The following is a 17,919-nucleotide window of genomic DNA, read 5'->3' as shown; positions in this document are numbered from 1 at the left end:
TTCTTGTCAATGGTGTTGGAAGACTTCCACTGTGGCCCTCTACTCGGTGTCGGCCCGCAGGCTGCTAAGGGAATGCTTTTGCGGCGGGTGAACTAAGAAATGGACAATTTCTTCCAGGGATGCGGGGCTCGACCGAAGGCCACACGAAGTTGACGACTCTTCGTCCGCCACGCCGGCGTTGAGAGCTGCAAATAAACATCGCCAACCGGCGCGACCCGAAGGTGTTGCGGTGATACCATATGAGGGCTAGAGTATTATGGTCATTGGTCCACTATATTGGTCGTGCGCGACCTCCGTCAGGCGATACGCAGCCGACTCCGATCCACTGGTTCAGCTCAGCAACTGGGCTGCCCTTACCGTGGGCTCCCATTTGCCATTTTGGCCTCTCTACATATGGTGGGCTGCCGGACGGCAGGCGTTTCCAACATCTCTTCTGACCGTATCGCTGACGCCACTCTTTCTCGCGATGCCATGGCTTTCACGGCGCAGCAGTCTCTATGGCCGGATCGGAATGCCGCTCGTGGGTATAGGCAACACAATCTTGACCGTGTGGATACTTGGCGAGAATTCAGGCACCGGCCTATTTCTGGCGCCTTGCGCCGTTTTGGCAGTGATGTCTTTTAGATACTCGGAGCGCTGGATAATGCTCTGCGTCGGTCTGCTCCCGGTTGTGGTCTATTATGTGATATGGAGCCATCCACCAGTCGCCCTCCACAACTACGATCCAGGCGCATTGCGTAGTCTCTTCGAGCTTAATGCCCTCAGTGTTGGCGTTCTCATCGTGTTGTTTGGCTGGTTTCGAATAAACGCGTGTCGATCGGTGCAGGCTTCTGGTGGCAGGCGCATGCAGAGATGACCTAACAGGTCACTGACAAACGTTCTTAAGCCCCGGCCTAGGATTGTCTCGTCACGAGTCTGGTGGCCGACCTCGCCTTCAAGGCGGCCGTCGTCACGAAGATCAGCCCATCCGTCACAGGAAACCAACCGCCTTCATAGAGCATTGTAACTGCAAAAACCTATAGACTAATCGACAGGATCGCGTAGCGTCACGGTCGTCAGGCATTGGCACCCAAGGAACGCGCTTAAAGAGAAATTCAACCTAACTGATAGCGAAGGATTACTATGACATCCCCTCGTGCGCAGAGTGCGATCGGCTCCACAGAAACTCGGGCCATTCTGGAGGCTCAGGATGCCGGGTACGAGAAAGGCCTCGGCAACCGCCAGATCCAGATGATCGCCATCGGGGGCGCCATCGGCACCGGATTGCTGATGGGAGCCGGAAAGCGAATGGGCCTTGCCGGGCCGTCTCTCGCCATCGTCTATGCCATCTGCGGTATTTTTGCTTTTTTCATCCTGCGGGCGCTCGGCGAACTCGCCATGTACAGACGCAGTTCGGGGAGCTTCGTGTCCTATGCACGTGAGTTCCTTGGCGAGAAGGCGTCCTATGTCGCAGGTTGGCTCTACTTCCTGAATTGGGCGATGGCCGGCATCGTCGATATTACGGCGATCGCACTTTACTTCAAGTTCTGGCCAATGTTTACCGATGTTCCACAGTGGCTCTTGGCCTTATTTGCCCTGGGGGTGATCTCCATGATGAATCTCACCAGCGTCAAGTATTTCGGCGAAATGGAGTTCTGGTTCTCACTCATCAAGGTCGTAACCATCTCGGCCTTCCTGGTCGTCGGTGTGGTGATCCTGCTCATCGGTCTTCACGTCATGGGCGCACGACCGGGTCCGCATCTTATCGCGGAAAACGGCGGCATTTTCCCGAAGGGGATCGGAGGCACGCTCGCCATCGTGCAGGGTGTCGTCTTTGCCTATGCGGGCATAGAACTTATCGGCACCGCTGCGGGTGAGGCCAAGGATGCCGAGAAGATCATGCCTCGCGCGATCAACAGCGTTATCGCACGGATTGCGCTGTTCTACGTGGGCTCTGTGATCCTGCTTTCGTTGTTGCTGCCCTATACGGCCTATCATGCCGGCACTAGCCCGTTCGTAACCGTCTTTGCCTCTCTCCACGTTGCCTATATCGCCGGCATCATCAATTTCGTTGTGCTAACGGCCGCGCTCTCCAGCCTGAACTCCGGCCTCTACTCAACGGGGCGGGTCTTGCGCTCGCTGGCCATGGGCGGCTCGGCCCCCCGCGCACTCAGTGTCATGAGTCGATCGGGCGTGCCTTACGGTGGCCTGCTGCTCACCATTTCACTCTACCTGATCGGCGTATTCCTCAACTTCGTCATTCCGTCGGAAGTCTTCGAAATGGCGATCAGCATCTCGGCGATCGGAATCGTCAGCACCTGGAGCTTCATCATTGTCTGCCAGATGAAGCTCCGCCAGGCGATTCATCGTGGCGAGATCACCCCGGTCAAGTTCAAGATGCCCTTCGCGCCGGTGAGTTCCTGGCTAACACTGGCCTTCCTGGCAATCGTCTTCTACCTGATGATCTTTGCATCGGGGCAGTTCTATATCTTTCTGGTCGGCCTGCCGCTTCTTGCTATCGCATTGGTCGGCGGCTGGTATCTCACCAAGCGGAGCACAATTCACTCGGATATGCCGACGGTCATTCCCTCCATCCGTCTCACGGACGATTTCCTCAATCGATGAGTGCCTGTGGCTGGAGTTGCCCCCATCAAACAGGACACGAGGCTGGTTGTGATTGGCTTCGAATGAATTCACGAGTGAGCGCATGCGCAAGCCGCTGTGTGGATGATTCTCGTTGTAGTCGTCGATCCAGGCCGGAAGTTGCTCCAAGACGGTCAGGGCATCCGGACGAGGTTGGATGCGGGCATAGTCACGTTTAAGGATTTTGACGAGGGCTTCGCTCACACCGTTGCTTTCTGGACTGCGGACGGGCGTAAAGCAGGGCACGAGGGCCAGCGCGACAACGAATTCCAGTGTCTCTCGGGCGGCGTAGGCGGAGCCATTGTCCGCCAGCCATTGAATGGGATGCGGTGCCCGTAGGGTGTTGAACCGGCGCTCCACGCAGGTGAGCATGAGGTCACGGACCATCTCACTACTGATGCCGCCGGTGCTGGCCTACCAGGCCATAATTTCGCGGTCGCAGGTGTCGATGGTGAACACGAGGCGCACGATCTCGCCGTTCCAGCAGGAGCTCTCCAAGCTGTCGGAGGACCACCGTTGATTGGACGTCAAGGCAATGACCCTACCCTCATGGGCACGGATAGGGCGATTGCCGACATGCGGTTGGAGCAGCAACTGACCTTGCGTCATGAGGCGGAAGACCCGCTTGTGGTTAATCGGCCTGGCGCCGGATGCGTGACGCACCCGGTTCAGAAGCGCCCAATCCGCCGGTATCCGTAAGTTGGACGGACGTCGGTGAGCTGCCGGATCGCGGTAAGCACCTCATCGTCACCCTGCCTTTGGTAACGACCACGGCGTTTGGATGTCCCAGAGAGCGCGCCAAGATGAGGGAGCTGGCCGCGGCGCGTGACGTGGTGGCCGCGGAACTCGCTGTCGCCCGAGCGAAATACCTTCCCCGAACACCTTCTTCGCGAGCGCGTGGTGGTTGACCCGCCAACCGCGTGCGACTGCTGTGGCGGGAAGTGGCTGCGCAAGCTGGGCGAGGACGTGACCAAGAGCCTGGAATCGATTGTGAATCGGCATCGCCTCGGGACCCCCGCGCTGATGATGCTTAAGAAGCTGATAAGGCAGCCAGATCCAACGATTTGGCGGGGTCCCGATCGGCGCCGATCGGGACCCCAGGGCGAAGAAGAGTTCTCTTGCACACCAGTGACTTGCGCCGAATCGGAAAAGGGGTCCCACTTGGGAGCCGATGCACATCGGACGTCCAGGCTTTCGGCAGATAGAGCGCACGATCGATGAAGGCATGACCATTGGTGGACACGTAGGAGGCGAACACGCCGATCTGGTAGTTGGTGATCTTGCCGGCAGCCCCCGTGTATTGCCGCCCCACGCCGCACGAGGCTTTGCCCTGCTTGAGAAAACCGGTCTCGTCGATCACTAGGACGGCGTTGTCGTCACCCAGATGTTCGATGACATGATCACGAACGATGTCGCGCAAGGCGTCGGCATCCCAGCGCCCACGACCCAGCAAAGCCTGCTGTCGCCACGGCCCGCTGTCGCCGGCGGCCTCTGCCCGCATCCAACCTGTCTTGCGCGGCTCCTGGCTTAACAACGCGTCGAGAAACTGGCCAGCCGAACTCGCCACACGATCCTGCGTGAACAACGGTCGAATACGCTGCTTGGCCTCCCGCAATGACGCTGCCCACAGCGACAGCGTATCCTCGATCGAAGCGCCACCAATCATCAGGTCCCGAATCATGGTTGCCCATTGATTCAGATCCTCGTGAAAATTGCAACTGTAGTGCTAGATCCTCATTGTCCATCAATAGGCGGACATTCAAGCGCATCATCGTCTCCCATTTCGAAGCACCTAAGCCAAGTCGATTAACGTGAGCGGCTTGGCCGTTCGTGATCCGTCTCGTGCATCCCCCAGCTGTGCTTCGACCTGTCACTAGATGGGGCCAGCAACTCCCATAATCCGGGAGTGAGCCATATGAACGGGACGGGCCATCAAGATGCAAAGCGGTGATGGCTGTGCCCAAGGACCGGGGAACGAAGCAGGCCAACCACCTGTCCCATCAAGTCAATCCTTAGAGCCGTCTCACTAATCTTGGAGACGGCCTTCATCCGAGGCTCGCTTGGGAACCCCGCATCTCACATGGCTCAGGTCTAGAGGTCGGCTAGCTGTTCGACAGAGCGTCGATACGCACCGCAGAACTATTCGCCAATTTGTCCATGGGCAGAGTTCAGTGGGGCACCTAATCTCGCCGCCTGATCACAATGAGCAGGACAGGACATCGTGAAAGCTGCCGTACTCCACGCGCCAGGCGAGCCGCTCACCATCGAGGATGTGGAGATTGCCTTCCCCGGCCCGCGCGAGGTGCTGGTCAGGACGTCCGTGACAGGCCTGTGCCGTAGCGACCTCCATTTCATCGACGGCGCCTTCCCGCACCCCCTTCCCCTCGTGCTCGGCCATGAGGCGGCCGGGATCGTCAAAGCCGTCGGCCGCGACGTGACCTACGTGCGAGCGGGCGATCCGGTCGTGCTTTGCCTCTCGGTCTTCTGTGGGCACTGCCGGCATTGCCTCACTGGCCATCCGGCGATGTGCGACACGCCGGAGGTCAATTTGCCGCCCGGCGTCTCGCGCCGGATGTCCTGGCATGGCGAGACGCTTCATCAGTTCTATAATACCTCCACGTTCGCTGAGCAGATCCTCGTGCATGAGCATGCGGTGGTGAAGATCCGGCCGGACATGCCTTTGGACCGCGCGGCGCTGCTCGGCTGCGCCGTATTGACGGGCACCGGGGCCATCTTCCATTGCGCAGGCCTGCGCCCGGGTGAAAGCGTGGCCATCGTCGGCTGTGGCGGCGTCGGGCTTGCCGCCATCAACGGCGCCGCGCTGGCGGGCGCCGGGCGCATCATCGCCATCGACACTCAGCCCTCTAAGTTGGCCTTGGCCCGAACACTTGGCGCGACGGAGACGGTGGATGCACGCGACACCGATATCGCCGAGGCAGTGCTCGACCTCACGCATGGAGGTGTCGATCACGCAATCGAGTGTATCGGGTCGAAGCGCACGGCGGAAGCCGCCTTCGCCATGCTGGCCCCGCGCGGTCTGGCGACGATCGTGGGCATTCCGCCCTGGGGTACGAAGCTGGAACTGGATGCCATCTCCATGCTCGCCGACCGGCGCATCCAAGGTAGTCGGATGGGCTCCAACCGGTTCCGGCTGGATATCCCGCAGCTCGTCGATTTCTATCTACAGGGCCGGTTGAAGCTGGATCACATGATCTCCGACCGGTTGACGCTGCCGGAGATTAACCTTGGCTTTGAGCGCATGCGTGCCGGTACGGCCCTGCGTCAGATCATCGCCTTCTAACTGGATCACAGCATATGCGTATTCTCGTCCTCGGCGGTGCCGGCGCCATGGCCAGCGGCACCGTGCGCGACCTCATCTCCATCCATCAGGAGCATATCACCGAGGTCATCGTCGCCGACCGCCTGCTCGGTGCGGCCCAAGCCTTGGCGCGAGGCATGGGCGATGATCGCCTGCGCGCCGTGGAAGTAGATTGCGCGGATCAGGCGGCCCTCGCCGTCCTGCTCGCCGGTTGCGATCTCTGTATCAACGCCGTCCCAACCTTTGCCGGCCAGCAGATGACGATTTTCGATGCCTGCCGCCAGGCCGGGAAGCCCTATGTCGATTACGGCGGCATGGGCGTGCTGACGGTCGAGCAGAAGAAGCATCATGCGGCCTGGGCCGCCAGCGGCATTCCCGCCGTGCTCGGCCTCGGCGCAGACCCCGGCATCTCAAACATGGTCTGCCGGGCCGTCGCCGAACGCCTCGACGAGATCGACCGGATCAACCTTTTCTGGGTCGCCAAGAACTTCGGCGCCCCCAGCCCCGTTCTGGTGCCGCCCTATTCACTCGCCACGCTCCTCGCCGAATACGCGAACCCGTCCCAGCAATTTCTGGATGGCGCGCTACGTCAGGTGCCACCCCGCAGCGGCCAAGAAGTGCTGCATCTTCCCGAGCCCTGGGGTGAGACGGAGTTCATGTATACCCAGCATTCCGAGCCGCTCACCGTGCCTTTCTCGGAAGGCATCCGCGACAAGGGCATCCGGGAATTCACCTGGAAGCTGCATCTGCCCGAACATGAGCATCGCGCTTGGCTGGCGCTCTGCGCCGCCGGCTTCGACGACTATGACGAGCCTTTGCTCGTCAAGGAACAGATGGTGAAACCCATCGATGTCCTGGATGCACTGATTCGTCGCAACATCGAACGGCGCGGCCACTTGGTGCCCCCAACCGAGATCCACGAACTGCATTTGGCCGTGGGCGAAGGTCGCGTCGCCGGCCGCACGACCCGGCTCAATTGCGCCGTGATCGGGGCGCCCCATCCCGACCATGCGGGCTATAACGACCCGGCGACGTCCATCGGCCTTGCCATCGGCGTTCAGCTTCTGCTCCGCGGCGGTATCAGGCCAGGCGTCTGGGCGCCGGAAGAATGCTTCGAAACGGAGCCTTTTTTTGCCGAGCTGCGTCACCGGCACTTCCGGGTGGTGAATGATTTGGCACTGGGCGGCAGTCGCAAATCCATGCAGAAAGACAGAGGTGGACAGTTTGTCCAGGAAATAGGAGCCTGACTGCCTAAACTGTCGATAGAACGCCGATGCCAGTTACGATAGCGTCCTGGATGAATTGTATCTCAACGAGAGGGCCTTCCATGCTGCGACGCTTCCTGACCGTCTCTGCCAGCTGCGCCGCGCTCGCCTGTCTCGGCGGCGTCCTGACGGCGCCGGCCCACGCCGCCGGCGGGACCGTCACCGTCTTCAACTGGGCTGACTACTTTGCGCCCTCGGCTTTCTCCGATTTCCAAAAGGCCACCGGTATCAAGGCCAATCTCTCCGTCTATGACAGCGAAGAGATGATGGATGCCAAGATCATGGCCGGGAATACGGGCTATGACGTGGTCGTCGCCAATGCAGAACCCTATATCGCGACCGAAGTTCAGGCCGGCGCGTACCAGGTGCTGGACCGCAGCAAGATCCCGAACTGGAAGAACCTGGACCCCGAGCTGATGGGCCTCCTTGCCAAGGCCGATCCGGGCAACCAGCATGCCGTGATCTATGACTGGGGAACCGTCGGCCTTGGCTATAACGTCGCCCTCGTCAAAAAGTATCTGCCTAACGCACCGACCGACTCATGGGCTCTGCTGTTTGATCCGAAGAGCGCCCAGGCGCTGCAGAAATGCGGCATCAATATCATCGACAGTTCCGCGATCATGACTCCGATTGCCCTGAAATACCTGGGCCTTGATCCCGACAGCCAGAACCCCGCCGATCTCAAAAAGGTGGAGACTCTGCTCAAGGGCATCCGCCCCTATATGAAGACGATCAGCCAGACCACCTGGCTTGCCGACCTCGCGACCGGCAATCTGTGCCTTTCCGTCGGTTGGAACGGCGATGTGCTTCAGGCCTCCAAGCGCGCGACAGCGGCAAAGAACGGCGTGACCATCAATTACCTCCTGCCGAAGGAAGGGTCGATCATCTGGTTCGACAGCTACGCCATGCCCATGAACGCTCCGAATGCGGACAACGGCTACGCCTTCATCAATTACATGCTGAGCCCGGAAGCGGGGGCGAACAACAGCAACTACACCAACTACGCGAACGGTGTCCTGGCGAGCAAAGCCACCATGCGGCCCGACCTCGTCAACGACCCGCGCGTCTTTCCGTCGAAGGACGATCTGAGCCATCTTTTCCTGCAGACGCCGGTCACGCCGAAATACGAACGCATTCGGACGCGGACCTGGGACGCTTTTAAGAACGCAAGCTAAGGCACGAATGAGCGCGGACGGCGATTACCGACAAGCACCTGTGGCGGCGGCAAACATGCCGCCGCATCTACCCCATATCCGCATCCAGGGCGTGACCAAGCGCTTTGGTGACTTCACCGCCGTGCGCGACATCGAACTGACAATCGGGCGGGGAGAGCTTTTCGCCCTTCTCGGCGGGTCCGGCTGCGGCAAGACGACTCTCCTGCGGATGCTCGCGGGCTTCGTTCCTCCCTCTGCCGGCCGCATCCATATCGGTGACAAAGACGTCACGTCGCTGCCCCCGTATGAGCGCCCGGTGAATATGATGTTCCAGTCCTATGCGCTCTTCCCGCATATGACCGTCGCCAGAAACATCGCCTTTGGCCTCAACCGGGAACGCCTTTCCCGCGCCGAAGTGACGCGCCGTGTCGAGGAAGTTCTTGCCCTTGTGCGGATGGAAGCCTTCGGCGGTCGAAAACCCGCCCAACTGTCCGGTGGGCAAAGGCAGCGCGTGGCGCTGGCGCGTGCGGTCGTGAAGCGGCCAGAAGTTCTGCTTCTCGATGAGCCAATGTCTGCCCTCGACAAGAAGCTGCGGGAACATACGCAGTTCGAGCTGATGGCCATTCAGCGCGAGCTTGGCATCACCTTCGTCATGGTCACGCATGACCAGGAAGAGGCGCTGGCGATGGCGACCCGGATCGCAGTGATGGATGCGGGTCGCATCGTCCAGGTCGGCAGTCCGCGCGACATCTATGAAGCCCCGCGCAGCCGCTTCGTCGCCGACTTCATCGGCTCGGTGAATATGCTGGAAGGCACCGTCATCTCGGCGGCCACGGATCACGCCGTGATGGCATGCCCGATGCTGGGCATCGACGTGACCTTCGCCACGACGCGCGCCGCGATCGGCGAGGCCGTAGCCCTCGGCCTACGACCGGAACGCATCATCCTTGCTGCCAATGCAAGCGTACCCAACCGTTTGCACGGCGTCCTTCAGGCTCTTGCCTATCATGGCGGTGCTTCCGTCTATCGTGTGATGCTGCCCAGTGGCGCCGTTCTTCAGGTCACACAGCCGAATGTCATGGACCAGGGCCATGAGGGTCTTACCATCGGCGCCACAGTCACCCTAGCCTGGCCGCCACAAGCGACGACGCTGATCGAACCCGGACCATGACATCCGTCCTCCGTCTCTTTTCGGGCAAATGGGGCCGGCGAATCGTCATCGGTACGCCCTACCTGTGGCTTGGCGTCTTCTTCCTTCTGCCCTTCCTCATGACCCTGAAGATCGCCTTCTCCACCAGCATCGTCGGTATTCCGCCCATCGGGCCGATCTCGACGATCACTGATGACGGCGCCTTGCAGATCACGCTGCATCTGGAGAATTGGAGCTACCTGTTCCAGGATCCGATGTATGTGCTGGCCTATGGCCGATCGCTGCTCACTGCGTTGATTACGACGGTGCTTTGCCTGTTCATCGGGTATCCCATGGCCTATCGAATCGCCCGCGCCACGCCGGGGGCGCGGCCCTTGCTGCTCATGCTGGTGATCATGCCGTTCTGGACGTCCTTCCTGATCCGCGTCTACGCCTGGATGGGAATCCTCAAGGACAACGGCCTGCTCAACAATCTTCTGCTGACCCTCGGCGTTATCCACCAGCCGTTGATCCTCATGAACACGCAGATCGCTGTCTATATCGTGATGGCCTACGCCTATCTGCCTTTCATGCTGCTGCCGCTTTACACGACGCTCGAGAAGATGGACCTCAGCCTGCTGGAGGCCGCACAGGATCTTGGCGGCAGGCCCTTCATAAGCTTTCTGCTCGTCACGCTGCCTCTTTCCCTGCCGGGCATCATTGCCGGCTCTTTACTGGTCTTCATTCCCGCTGTGGGCGAATTTCTGATACCGACGCTGGTCGGCAGCCCCGGACACCAGTTGATCGCCTCCGTCATCTTCGACGAGTTCTTCAGCAACCGTGACTGGCCGACTGCTTCGGCCGTCGCCACCGCCGTCGTTCTCTTCCTCCTGCTGCCGATCATCCTGCTGGTATGGCTGCGGAACCGGAACGACAGCAAGCTGCTGGCGACCGGCCAGTGATCGCTTCCAAGCAGGCGATGGCGCTGACCGCTTTTCTGATCGCCGGATTTGCCTTTCTCTACCTGCCGATCGTCACGCTTGTCGTTTATTCGTTCAACGCATCCCCAATGGTGACGATCTGGACCGGGGTGTCCACCAAGTGGTACGGCGTGCTGGCCCATGATGAGGAGATTCTGCGTGCGGCGGGCCTCTCGATCGAGGTCGGGCTGATCTCCGCCACCGGCGCCACGGTCATCGGCACACTCGCGGGCTACGCCCTGAGCCGATTTCGTCGCTTTCACGGGCGCTCACTGCTCATGGGCATGGCGATGGCGCCTCTCCTGATGCCCGAAATCGTCTCAGGTATTGCCCTGCTGCTGATGTTCGTCGGCAGCGAGCAGATCTTCGACTGGCCGCACGGCCGCGGCATCATCACGATCTGCGCCGCTCACGTCACTTTCTGCAGTGCCTTTGTCGCCATCGTCATCCAGAGTCGGTTGTCCGGCTTTGACCGATCTCTTGAGGAGGCAGCGCTCGATCTTGGCGCAATGCCGGCGACCGTCTTCGGCCTCGTCACATTGCCGTTGATCCTTCCCGGCATCGTCGCTGCCTGGCTTCTCGCCTTCTCGCTCAGCATCGACGATGTCGTGATCAGCGAATTCACGTCCGGCCCGACGTCGACCACCTTGCCACTCGTCATATTCTCCCGCGTTCACCTCGGCGTCAGTCCGGAAGTGAATGCACTCGCGACGATCATCATCGCCATCGTTTTGACGGCAACCGCCCTGCTGACCTTCGTTCGCCTCAGGCGGCGGAGCGACGCATGATGGGCCCGCCGCAGACATGCGCGATTCTTGGAAAGATCATGCCGTGACCACACCCAGATCCGAACGTCAGATCCGTTTCATGCTTCTGGAAATGGGCACAGTCAGCCATAATAACTATGGTCTGTGGCGGCATCCCGAGAACAACCGGCACCGTTTTTCCGATATCGATTTCTGGATCGAACAGGCAAAGACGCTGGAGCGCGGCATGCTCGACGCCCTGTTCTTCGCCGACACCCTGGCGGTGTCCGCAGGCTTCGGCGGTTCCACGACCGTCGCCCTGCGAGAGGGGATGCACGTACCCATCCTCGATCCCTTGGTCGTCATCCCGGCCATGGCGGCCGTCACGAAGCATCTCGGCTTTGCCGCCACAAGCTCGACAACCTACGAGCCGCCCTTCTCCTTCGCACGCCGCATGAGTTCGCTTGATCTTCTTACCAAGGGCCGCGTCGGCTGGAACATCGTCACCTCCTATCTTCCCGGTGCGGCCGCCAATTTCGGCATCGAGCCCATGGCCCATGACAAGCGTTATGACCGTGCAGAGGAATATAGCGATGTGGTCTACAAACTTTGGGAATCGAGCTGGGAGGAGGATGCCTTCCGGCTGGATCGCGGCGCTCCCATGGTCAGCGATCCAAGCAAGGTGCATCCCATTGCGCACGAGGGTGAGTATTTCAAAGTCATGGGGCCGCATCTGGTCTCGCCCACGCCTCAGCGCACACCGACCTTGTTTCAGGCCGGCAGTTCCGATCGCGGGCGCGAGTTCGCGGCCAGACATGCCGAGGGGATCTTTATCGGCGGCTATACCGAAGACATTCTGCTCAGTCATGTGACGGATATCCGCCGCATCGCGGCGCTCGCGGGCCGCGACCATGACGAGGTTCGCCTCTTCGCCGAATGCAATATCATCTGCGCCACGACGGATAAGGAAGCGGAAGCGAAACTCGCAGACTTTATGAAGCTTGCCAGTGCCGATGGCTATCTGGCGCATCGCTTCGGCTCCGGCATGGATCTCACCCGCTACGGTCTCCATGAGAAGATCGAGGATATCATCGCCACCGGCGGCCCAGGCGCAGACCATATGGCGCGCTATCCATTCCCGGCCGGCTGGACCGTCGGCGACATCATCGAGGATGCCGCCCGGTTGGACCGCAAGCGCCTTTTCGTCTGCGGCGGTCCAAGCCGCTGTGCCGATGCGATCGAGCGCTGGTCGGATAGCTTCGATCTTGACGGCTTCCTCATGCGCCAGTTCCTATCCCCCGGCACGGCGCGCGACTTCGCCGATTTCGTCGTACCGGAGTTGCAGCGCCGTGGCCGCTACCGCACGCAATATGAGGGCACCACATTGCGCGAAAACCTGTTCGGCAGAGGGCATAAGCGGCTAGCGCAAAGCCATCCTGGCGCCGCCTATCGCCGCGCGATGGCACAGCCCGTCTTAGCCGAATAGAGCCGGCAGCATGCCGCCCACTGCCACCTCCGACTTTGGGCTGACGGTTGCGGAATGCCTGACTATTCCGCCCTTCGATCAGGCGACGGTCGTCTCCGGTGGACAAGGCCTGTCCCGTCGGGTGCGCTGGGTGCATGTCGTCGATCATGAGGATATCGAAGACTCGCTGAGCGGTCATGAGCTTATCATGACGGCCGGCGTCGTGCTCGGCGGCAATGAAAAGCTCCAGCACGAGATTTTCGTCGTGATGGAAAAGCTCCAGATCGCCGGGCTCGTCATTGCGCTCGGCACCTATATGGATCGCGTTCCCGATTTCATGCTCGACCGCAGCAATGAATTGGGCATCGCCATCATTGTGCTGCCATGGGCGATCAACTTTCGCGACGTCATGCACAGCCTTCTCACACATCTGGTACAGTCCCAGTATGTCGCGCTTGAAAGCGCCGAGCGGCTGAACCGCGATCTGTTGCAGATCGTGATGCGAGGCGGCGGCCTGCAGGCCCTCTGCGCGAGGCTCGGGCGGCTCTTCGGCCGCAATCTCGGAATTGTCGATACGGCCATGCAGGTCTTGGCGCGGCATCTGGTGACGGAGGATGGTGGCACTCTGTTCCGAGGGAACGTCCTATCCTCCGAAGCCAACGCGGCGCTTGGGACGATCCGGCAGGCACGGGGTGGCATCCAGAGCCTGGAGACGCAGGGGCGGCGTCTGGGTCTCGCCGCCGCGATACCGACGCTGCCGCAATCGAGCGGCTGGCTGATCGTCGAGGGCGAGCATGAGGAGATCAGCCGCTTTAACAGCCTGGCGGCCGAGGCCGGAGCACTCGTCGCGGCTTTGCTCCTGTCGCAGGCGTCCGAAATTGCGAGGCTTGCGGAAGCTCAGGCGGAAGATCGCGTCATCGACATTCTGCTTGGCGCCGGCGCCACCGCAGAGGCGGCGACCGAACTCGGCCTAAGGACTAATCATCCCTTTGTTGTTTTTGCGGCGGACGTCGATGGCCCAAACAGTGGTGCCGCCCTCGGCATCCTGCGTGTTTTCATCCGGCGCCACAACCTCAGCGGACAGGTCGCGCGCCGCGGCAGCATGCTGCTGGGCGTTCTGCAGCGGACCAAGGGGCCGGTGACGCGCGAGTTGCACGCCGCACTGATCGACGTGCTCGATGCGGCACGCCTGCGGCCGCGCTTCGCCATTAGCCGCAGCCTCGAAGATGTTGGTCAGGCTCCCGCAGGCTATCGCCAGGCGCGCGATGCCCTCCGTCTTGCGCGCGTCTTGCGGCCGGACAGTACTCTCGTCTTGGCTGAGGAGATGACGGCTCTCTCGCGGTTTCTGCAATCGACCGACAGCAAGGATGCGGGCGACCGGGCATTTCCGGCGATCCTCAGCCTTTTGCAAAATGACCCTCGCCAGCAGGGAGCGCTCGTACAGTCACTCTCCTGTCTGCTCGAGAATGACTGGAACGTATCGACTTCGGCCCGCCTGCTCGGCATTCATCGCCATACTCTGCTCAACCGCCTGGATCGGATCGAAGCCATCCTTGGCGTGAAGATGGAGCCAATCCAGCGCCTCGAACTGCGCTTGCAAGTGATTGTCTGGCATCTGGCCGGCAGCCCTACAAGCTGAGCGGTTGCATCGGTTCTGTCGCAAGTTTTGCGTCTTTGCCGTCTGCGGTATGATGGAGGCGAGCGATTAGCTGGATTAGACGATGGCGATTGACTTCAAGGACAGTCACTTCGAACAGGATATCATCCTGTAGGGTGTGCGCTGGTATGTCGCGTATCCGATCGGCTACCGGCAGCTCGAGGAGATGATGGGTGAGCGGGGCGTCGAGGTCGACCATTCCACGCTAAACCGGGGTCGGTACATAGAACGGACCCAGATATACGCTAAGAGCCGTAGGCCCGCTCAGGCGTCGCGAAACACCTGTTTGTCATACACGAGTGCCGGCGATCGAGATTGTCGGCGTTCGCAGTGGATCTTAGCGGACGGGCGAGGCGGGACCAGCCTTCTCAAAAGGGATGTTGTTTCGAGAATCAGGCTGTCGGCCTAGGTTGCTCCCCGGCAGATCGATACAAACTTTTGTCGTAACCAGCGGTGGCCGGGATCGGCATCAAGGCGCGGGTGCCACATGGCGCTGATTGCCAGTTCCGGCGTCGGCATTGGCAAATCAAACCCTTGAAGCCCCTGCGCCTCCACATTGTTGCTGCCTATACAGGAGCGCGGCACGAGGGCGATCAGGTCCGAACGGCGCGCAATGTTCAGTGCGTCGAGGAAGCTCGGCACAATGGCGACGACCTCGCGCTGCAGACCAAGCTCACCCAGGGCGTAATCTACCGGTCCCTTCCAGACACCCCGGCGGGACGCGACGACGTGGCAGCAAGCAGCGTAGAGGCGCGGAGTCATCGGCTCCGCGAGCATCGGATGGTGCAGACGCACTGCACCGATAAAGCTGTCGCGGAAGACAAGTTGACTGAGGACCTCCGGCGCGGACGCTCCGGCCGTCCCGATTTCCAGATCGACCGTCCCATCACGCAACAGGGTCGCTTCTTTGTCTGGCTTGGGAGCGAAGCGAAGGCGAACGCCGGGTGCCGCCTCAATGATGCCCGTGACAAGCGCGGGCGCAAACAGCGCCACGAACCCTTCGTTGGCTCGGATCGTGAACATCCGTTTCAACGATTGCGGGTCTATTTGCCTTGCGACCGGCGTCAGTACCGCTTGTGCCTCCTGTGCAAGCGCATGGACCCGGCCAGCCAGTCGCTCCGCATAGGGGGTCGGCACGAGCGAGCGGCCGGCCTGCACCAGCAGGGGGTCGCCCGTCGCGGACCGAAGCCGCGCCAGCGTCCGGCTTGTCGCGGATGGACTTAACCCAAGCCGCTTGGCCGCAGCCGTGACGCTGCGTTCGGCCAACAGGACATCGAGCGCGGAAAGCAGGTTTAGATCGATTGTCGCCATAACAAGGAGGATAGTCGCTTCATCCCGCCAAACATAGCCTTCGGTGCAATCATAGTTTGTGTCTCGTGCGTCTGGCGCCCTTCATGGCTGCGACTAAACTCGTTGATGCAGCATATGGACCACACCATGACAAACCATTCTGATAAACAATCCCGAACCGTTCTGCTGGTGGGTGCGTCACGCGGCCTTGGGCAGGCCATGGCGGCCGAGTTCGTGAAGAAGGGCTGGCACGTCGTCGGCACGGTGCGCGAGGCCAGTCGGACAGAGCTGGATGACCTTGCCCGATCGCATCCCGATCAGGTTACGATCGAGCAGCTCGACATAACCGCACCCGACCAGATCGCCACTTTGCGCGACCGGCTGTCGGGCAACACCTTCGACATGCTGTTCGTCAACGCCGGAACGGCGAACCACGATCAGGCCGAAACGATCGCAGAAACCTCTACAGATGAGTTCGTGCGCGTCATGCTCACCAACGCGCTCGGCGTCATGCGTGCCGTGGAAGGGTTGCAGGGTCTGGTGCGTCCTGCCGGCCTGATCGGCGTAATGTCTTCGGGTCAAGGCAGCATCACCAACAACGTCAGGGGCGATCACGAGGTGTACCGGGGCAGCAAGGCCGCGCTCAATCAGTACATGCGGAGCTATGCCGCCCGCCATGCTGAAGACCAGCGAGCCATGGTGTTGATGGCGCCGGGCTGGATTCGCACGGAGCTGGGTGGGCCGGAGGCGACGTTCAGCATCGAGGAAACCATCCCCGAGCTGGTCGATACGCTTATCGCACAACAGGGCACGCCGGGCCTCCGTTTCATCGACCGGCATGGCAAGACCGTGCCGTGGTGACCGCGCGACAGGTCACGAAGGGAAACGCGCATGAAGCTGATCGGCATCGAGGAGCATTACCTGACGGCGGACGTGCGCAACGCATGGGAGGCAGTTGGTCTGGCCGCGACGGACCCCAGCGTCGCAGTCCATTCCGGCGAGATCGAGCGGCGACTGCTCGATCTCGCCAACGACCGGCTCGCCTTGATGGACGAGACGGGCCTCGACGTTCAGGTCCTATCGCTCACCACGCCGGCCTTACATGACCTTGGGCGAGGAAGCGTCGATCTGGCGCGCCGCGCCAACGATGCCGTGGCCCAAGCCGCCGCCCGATGGCCGGACCGCTTCCAGGCATTGGCCGCTTTGCCGGTTGCGATGCCGGATGAAGCGGCGCTGGAATTGGACCGCTGCGTCCGGACGCTCGGCTTCAAAGGAACAATGCTGTGCGGCCGGGTCGGAGACCGCAACCTCGACGGCTCTCTTGCAATCTTTGGCGACGGGCGCGTTAAGCGGCCAATCGGGTCAGTTGGCTCGTTACGCTGCCGTGAGATCAAACTGTTCGCGGACAAGCTGGACCACCTCGGCGAGGGCCGAGGCGTCAAGATCGAAGGCGCGCTCGACAATGCGGGCTGCGCCGCGAATGTCACGCGTGATGTTGAAGGCCGATGCTTGTCCCTTGCAAAGCGCCCGCATCACCTCGAAGCCCTTGATCGTTGCATAAGCCGTCTTCAGCGTTTTGAAGCCGCGGACCGGCCGAATCAGCTGCTTGAGCTTGCCGTGGTCAGCCTCGATGACGTTGTTCAGATACTTGACATGTCGATGCAGCGTCGCATCCGGGCATTTGCCTTCCTTCTTCAACGAGGCCAAGGCGATGGCGTAGGTCGGCGCATGGTGCCCGAAGGGCACTTCGACCGAGAGCCTCGTCCGTGTCGAAGGAACGCGCTGGCGTGTCGAGGAAGGCTTCGAAACCACAAAGGGCGAACTCGGCCTCGATCACAATGAAAGTCGTTCTTGGCACGGGTGGCATCGGCACGTCTCTCTCGTCATGCTGGCCTACGCAGTCATGACCGCCGTTCGATCCCAGGTGAACACCATCACGCCGAAAAAAACGAAGTCGGGATCACGACAAAACTCATCCGCTGGTCGGTCCAGGAAATCCGACGCCTCGCCGTAAATCTCGCGCAGTGTAAGATCCCCATCGCACGCATCCTGGCATGGTCCACATTCCGACGCGCCCATCAAGCCGCTGCTCGAATGGCGCACCTCAAATCAAAATTGCAACTGTAGTGCTGGTTAAGGAAAACTGACAGCCGCGCACGCTTCGCCAAGGCAACGTATATTGCACTCGACATCATGCAGAACGCGTAGATCCTCGTGCGCGCCAAGCCGAACATCAGAACGCTGGCGCCATACCTGACAGAACCGTCATTCACGATGCCTGATAGCCGCGAA

13 protein-coding genes and 6 pseudogenes are annotated in these 17,919 nt (G+C 60.9%); 14 read left to right on the top strand and 5 right to left on the bottom strand.

Annotation, left to right across the window (positions count from 1 at the left end; translation table 11 throughout):
* Positions 1-256 precede the first annotated feature (256 nt).
* Positions 257-856, top strand: coding sequence for a hypothetical protein (locus QP803_RS24130; protein WP_350356118.1), 600 nt, complete (start codon positions 257-259; stop codon positions 854-856).
* Positions 857-1,122: 266 nt separating this feature from the next.
* A complete protein-coding gene (locus tag QP803_RS22890; RefSeq protein ID WP_284948231.1) occupies positions 1,123-2,604 on the top strand; it encodes an amino acid permease in 1,482 nt (493 codons plus the stop codon).
* 90 nt (positions 2,605-2,694) lie between these two features.
* Here the strand turns inward: QP803_RS22890 and QP803_RS24125 are convergent.
* The 3 genes and pseudogenes from QP803_RS24125 to QP803_RS22880 all read right to left on the bottom strand — a co-directional run.
* Positions 2,695-2,994: pseudogene (locus QP803_RS24125) on the bottom strand (integrase core domain-containing protein); the annotation flags it as partial.
* 42 nt (positions 2,995-3,036) lie between these two features.
* Positions 3,037-3,231 carry a hypothetical protein gene (locus QP803_RS22885; protein ID WP_284948230.1) on the bottom strand — a complete coding sequence of 65 codons (195 nt, stop codon included), beginning with the start codon at positions 3,229-3,231 and terminating at the stop codon, positions 3,037-3,039.
* 538 nt (positions 3,232-3,769) lie between these two features.
* A pseudogene (locus tag QP803_RS22880) lies at positions 3,770-4,303 on the bottom strand (IS701 family transposase); the annotation flags it as partial.
* Positions 4,304-4,843: 540 nt separating this feature from the next.
* Here QP803_RS22880 and QP803_RS22875 point away from each other — a divergent pair.
* The 9 genes and pseudogenes from QP803_RS22875 to QP803_RS24220 all read left to right on the top strand — a co-directional run.
* Positions 4,844-5,923: a Zn-dependent alcohol dehydrogenase gene (locus QP803_RS22875; protein WP_284948229.1), complete on the top strand. Its 1,080-nt coding sequence runs from the start codon at positions 4,844-4,846 to the stop codon at positions 5,921-5,923.
* Between the two features lie 14 nt (positions 5,924-5,937).
* The gene (locus tag QP803_RS22870) at positions 5,938-7,188 is read left to right on the top strand and encodes a saccharopine dehydrogenase family protein (protein WP_284948228.1); all 1,251 of its coding nucleotides are present in this window, start codon (positions 5,938-5,940) and stop codon (positions 7,186-7,188) included.
* Positions 7,189-7,268: 80 nt separating this feature from the next.
* Positions 7,269-8,381, top strand: a complete 1,113-nt coding sequence (locus QP803_RS22865) for an extracellular solute-binding protein (RefSeq protein WP_284948226.1) — start codon at positions 7,269-7,271, stop codon at positions 8,379-8,381.
* Positions 8,382-8,388: 7 nt separating this feature from the next.
* The gene (locus QP803_RS22860; RefSeq protein ID WP_284948225.1) at positions 8,389-9,531 is read left to right on the top strand and encodes an ABC transporter ATP-binding protein; all 1,143 of its coding nucleotides are present in this window, start codon (positions 8,389-8,391) and stop codon (positions 9,529-9,531) included.
* The gene (locus QP803_RS22855) at positions 9,528-10,451 is read left to right on the top strand and encodes an ABC transporter permease subunit (protein WP_284948224.1); all 924 of its coding nucleotides are present in this window, start codon (positions 9,528-9,530) and stop codon (positions 10,449-10,451) included. The genes QP803_RS22860 and QP803_RS22855 overlap by 4 nt, the downstream gene beginning before the upstream one ends.
* A complete protein-coding gene (locus QP803_RS22850) occupies positions 10,448-11,257 on the top strand; it encodes an ABC transporter permease subunit (RefSeq protein ID WP_284948223.1) in 810 nt (269 codons plus the stop codon). Before QP803_RS22855 ends, QP803_RS22850 begins: the two co-directional genes overlap by 4 nt.
* A gap of 43 nt (positions 11,258-11,300) precedes the next feature.
* Positions 11,301-12,701, top strand: coding sequence for an LLM class flavin-dependent oxidoreductase (locus QP803_RS22845; RefSeq protein ID WP_284948222.1), 1,401 nt, complete (start codon positions 11,301-11,303; stop codon positions 12,699-12,701).
* Between the two features lie 10 nt (positions 12,702-12,711).
* Positions 12,712-14,319, top strand: coding sequence for a PucR family transcriptional regulator (locus tag QP803_RS22840; protein WP_284948221.1), 1,608 nt, complete (start codon positions 12,712-12,714; stop codon positions 14,317-14,319).
* 136 nt (positions 14,320-14,455) lie between these two features.
* Positions 14,456-14,551: pseudogene (locus QP803_RS24220) on the top strand (IS6 family transposase); the annotation flags it as partial.
* A gap of 191 nt (positions 14,552-14,742) precedes the next feature.
* On the opposite strand, the gene QP803_RS22830 reads toward QP803_RS24220, so the two are convergent.
* Entirely contained in the window at positions 14,743-15,648 is a 906-nt protein-coding gene (locus tag QP803_RS22830; RefSeq protein ID WP_284948220.1) for a LysR substrate-binding domain-containing protein, read from the bottom strand.
* 114 nt (positions 15,649-15,762) lie between these two features.
* Between QP803_RS22830 and QP803_RS22825 the strand changes: the two genes are divergently transcribed.
* Positions 15,763-16,488, top strand: coding sequence for an SDR family oxidoreductase (locus QP803_RS22825; RefSeq protein WP_434082938.1), 726 nt, complete (start codon positions 15,763-15,765; stop codon positions 16,486-16,488).
* A 30-nt stretch (positions 16,489-16,518) separates the two neighbouring features.
* Positions 16,519-16,947, top strand: a pseudogene (locus tag QP803_RS22820) (amidohydrolase family protein); the annotation flags it as partial.
* A gap of 54 nt (positions 16,948-17,001) precedes the next feature.
* Here the strand turns inward: QP803_RS22820 and QP803_RS22815 are convergent.
* A pseudogene (locus tag QP803_RS22815) lies at positions 17,002-17,355 on the bottom strand (DDE-type integrase/transposase/recombinase); the annotation flags it as partial.
* 1 nt (position 17,356) lies between these two features.
* Here QP803_RS22815 and QP803_RS22810 point away from each other — a divergent pair.
* Positions 17,357-17,641: pseudogene (locus tag QP803_RS22810) on the top strand (transposase); the annotation flags it as partial.
* Positions 17,642-17,919: the final 278 nt, after the last annotated feature.

Origin of the sequence: Acidisoma sp. PAMC 29798, assembly GCF_030252425.1 — a bacterium.
Lineage (GTDB): Bacteria > Pseudomonadota > Alphaproteobacteria > Acetobacterales > Acetobacteraceae > Acidisoma > Acidisoma cladoniae.
Note: the sequence above shows the minus strand (reverse complement) of the source record. Positions and strands in the feature narration are given on the sequence as shown.

Bases quoted from the DNA above. Each gene is read 5' to 3' on its own strand.
- QP803_RS22860 (WP_284948225.1), top strand. From the start codon at position 8,389: ATGAGCGCGGACGGCGATTACCGACAAGCACCTGTGGCGGCGGCAAAC.
- QP803_RS22855 (WP_284948224.1), top strand. From the start codon at position 9,528: ATGACATCCGTCCTCCGTCTCTTTTCGGGCAAATGGGGCCGGCGAATC.
- QP803_RS24130 (WP_350356118.1), top strand. From the start codon at position 257: ATGGTCATTGGTCCACTATATTGGTCGTGCGCGACCTCCGTCAGGCGA.
- QP803_RS22870 (WP_284948228.1), top strand. From the start codon at position 5,938: ATGCGTATTCTCGTCCTCGGCGGTGCCGGCGCCATGGCCAGCGGCACC.
- QP803_RS22830 (WP_284948220.1), bottom strand. From the start codon at position 15,648: ATGGCGACAATCGATCTAAACCTGCTTTCCGCGCTCGATGTCCTGTTG.
- QP803_RS22890 (WP_284948231.1), top strand. From the start codon at position 1,123: ATGACATCCCCTCGTGCGCAGAGTGCGATCGGCTCCACAGAAACTCGG.
- QP803_RS22840 (WP_284948221.1), top strand. From the start codon at position 12,712: ATGCCGCCCACTGCCACCTCCGACTTTGGGCTGACGGTTGCGGAATGC.
- QP803_RS22865 (WP_284948226.1), top strand. From the start codon at position 7,269: ATGCTGCGACGCTTCCTGACCGTCTCTGCCAGCTGCGCCGCGCTCGCC.
- QP803_RS22825 (WP_434082938.1), top strand. From the start codon at position 15,763: ATGGACCACACCATGACAAACCATTCTGATAAACAATCCCGAACCGTT.
- QP803_RS22885 (WP_284948230.1), bottom strand. From the start codon at position 3,231: ATGACGCAAGGTCAGTTGCTGCTCCAACCGCATGTCGGCAATCGCCCT.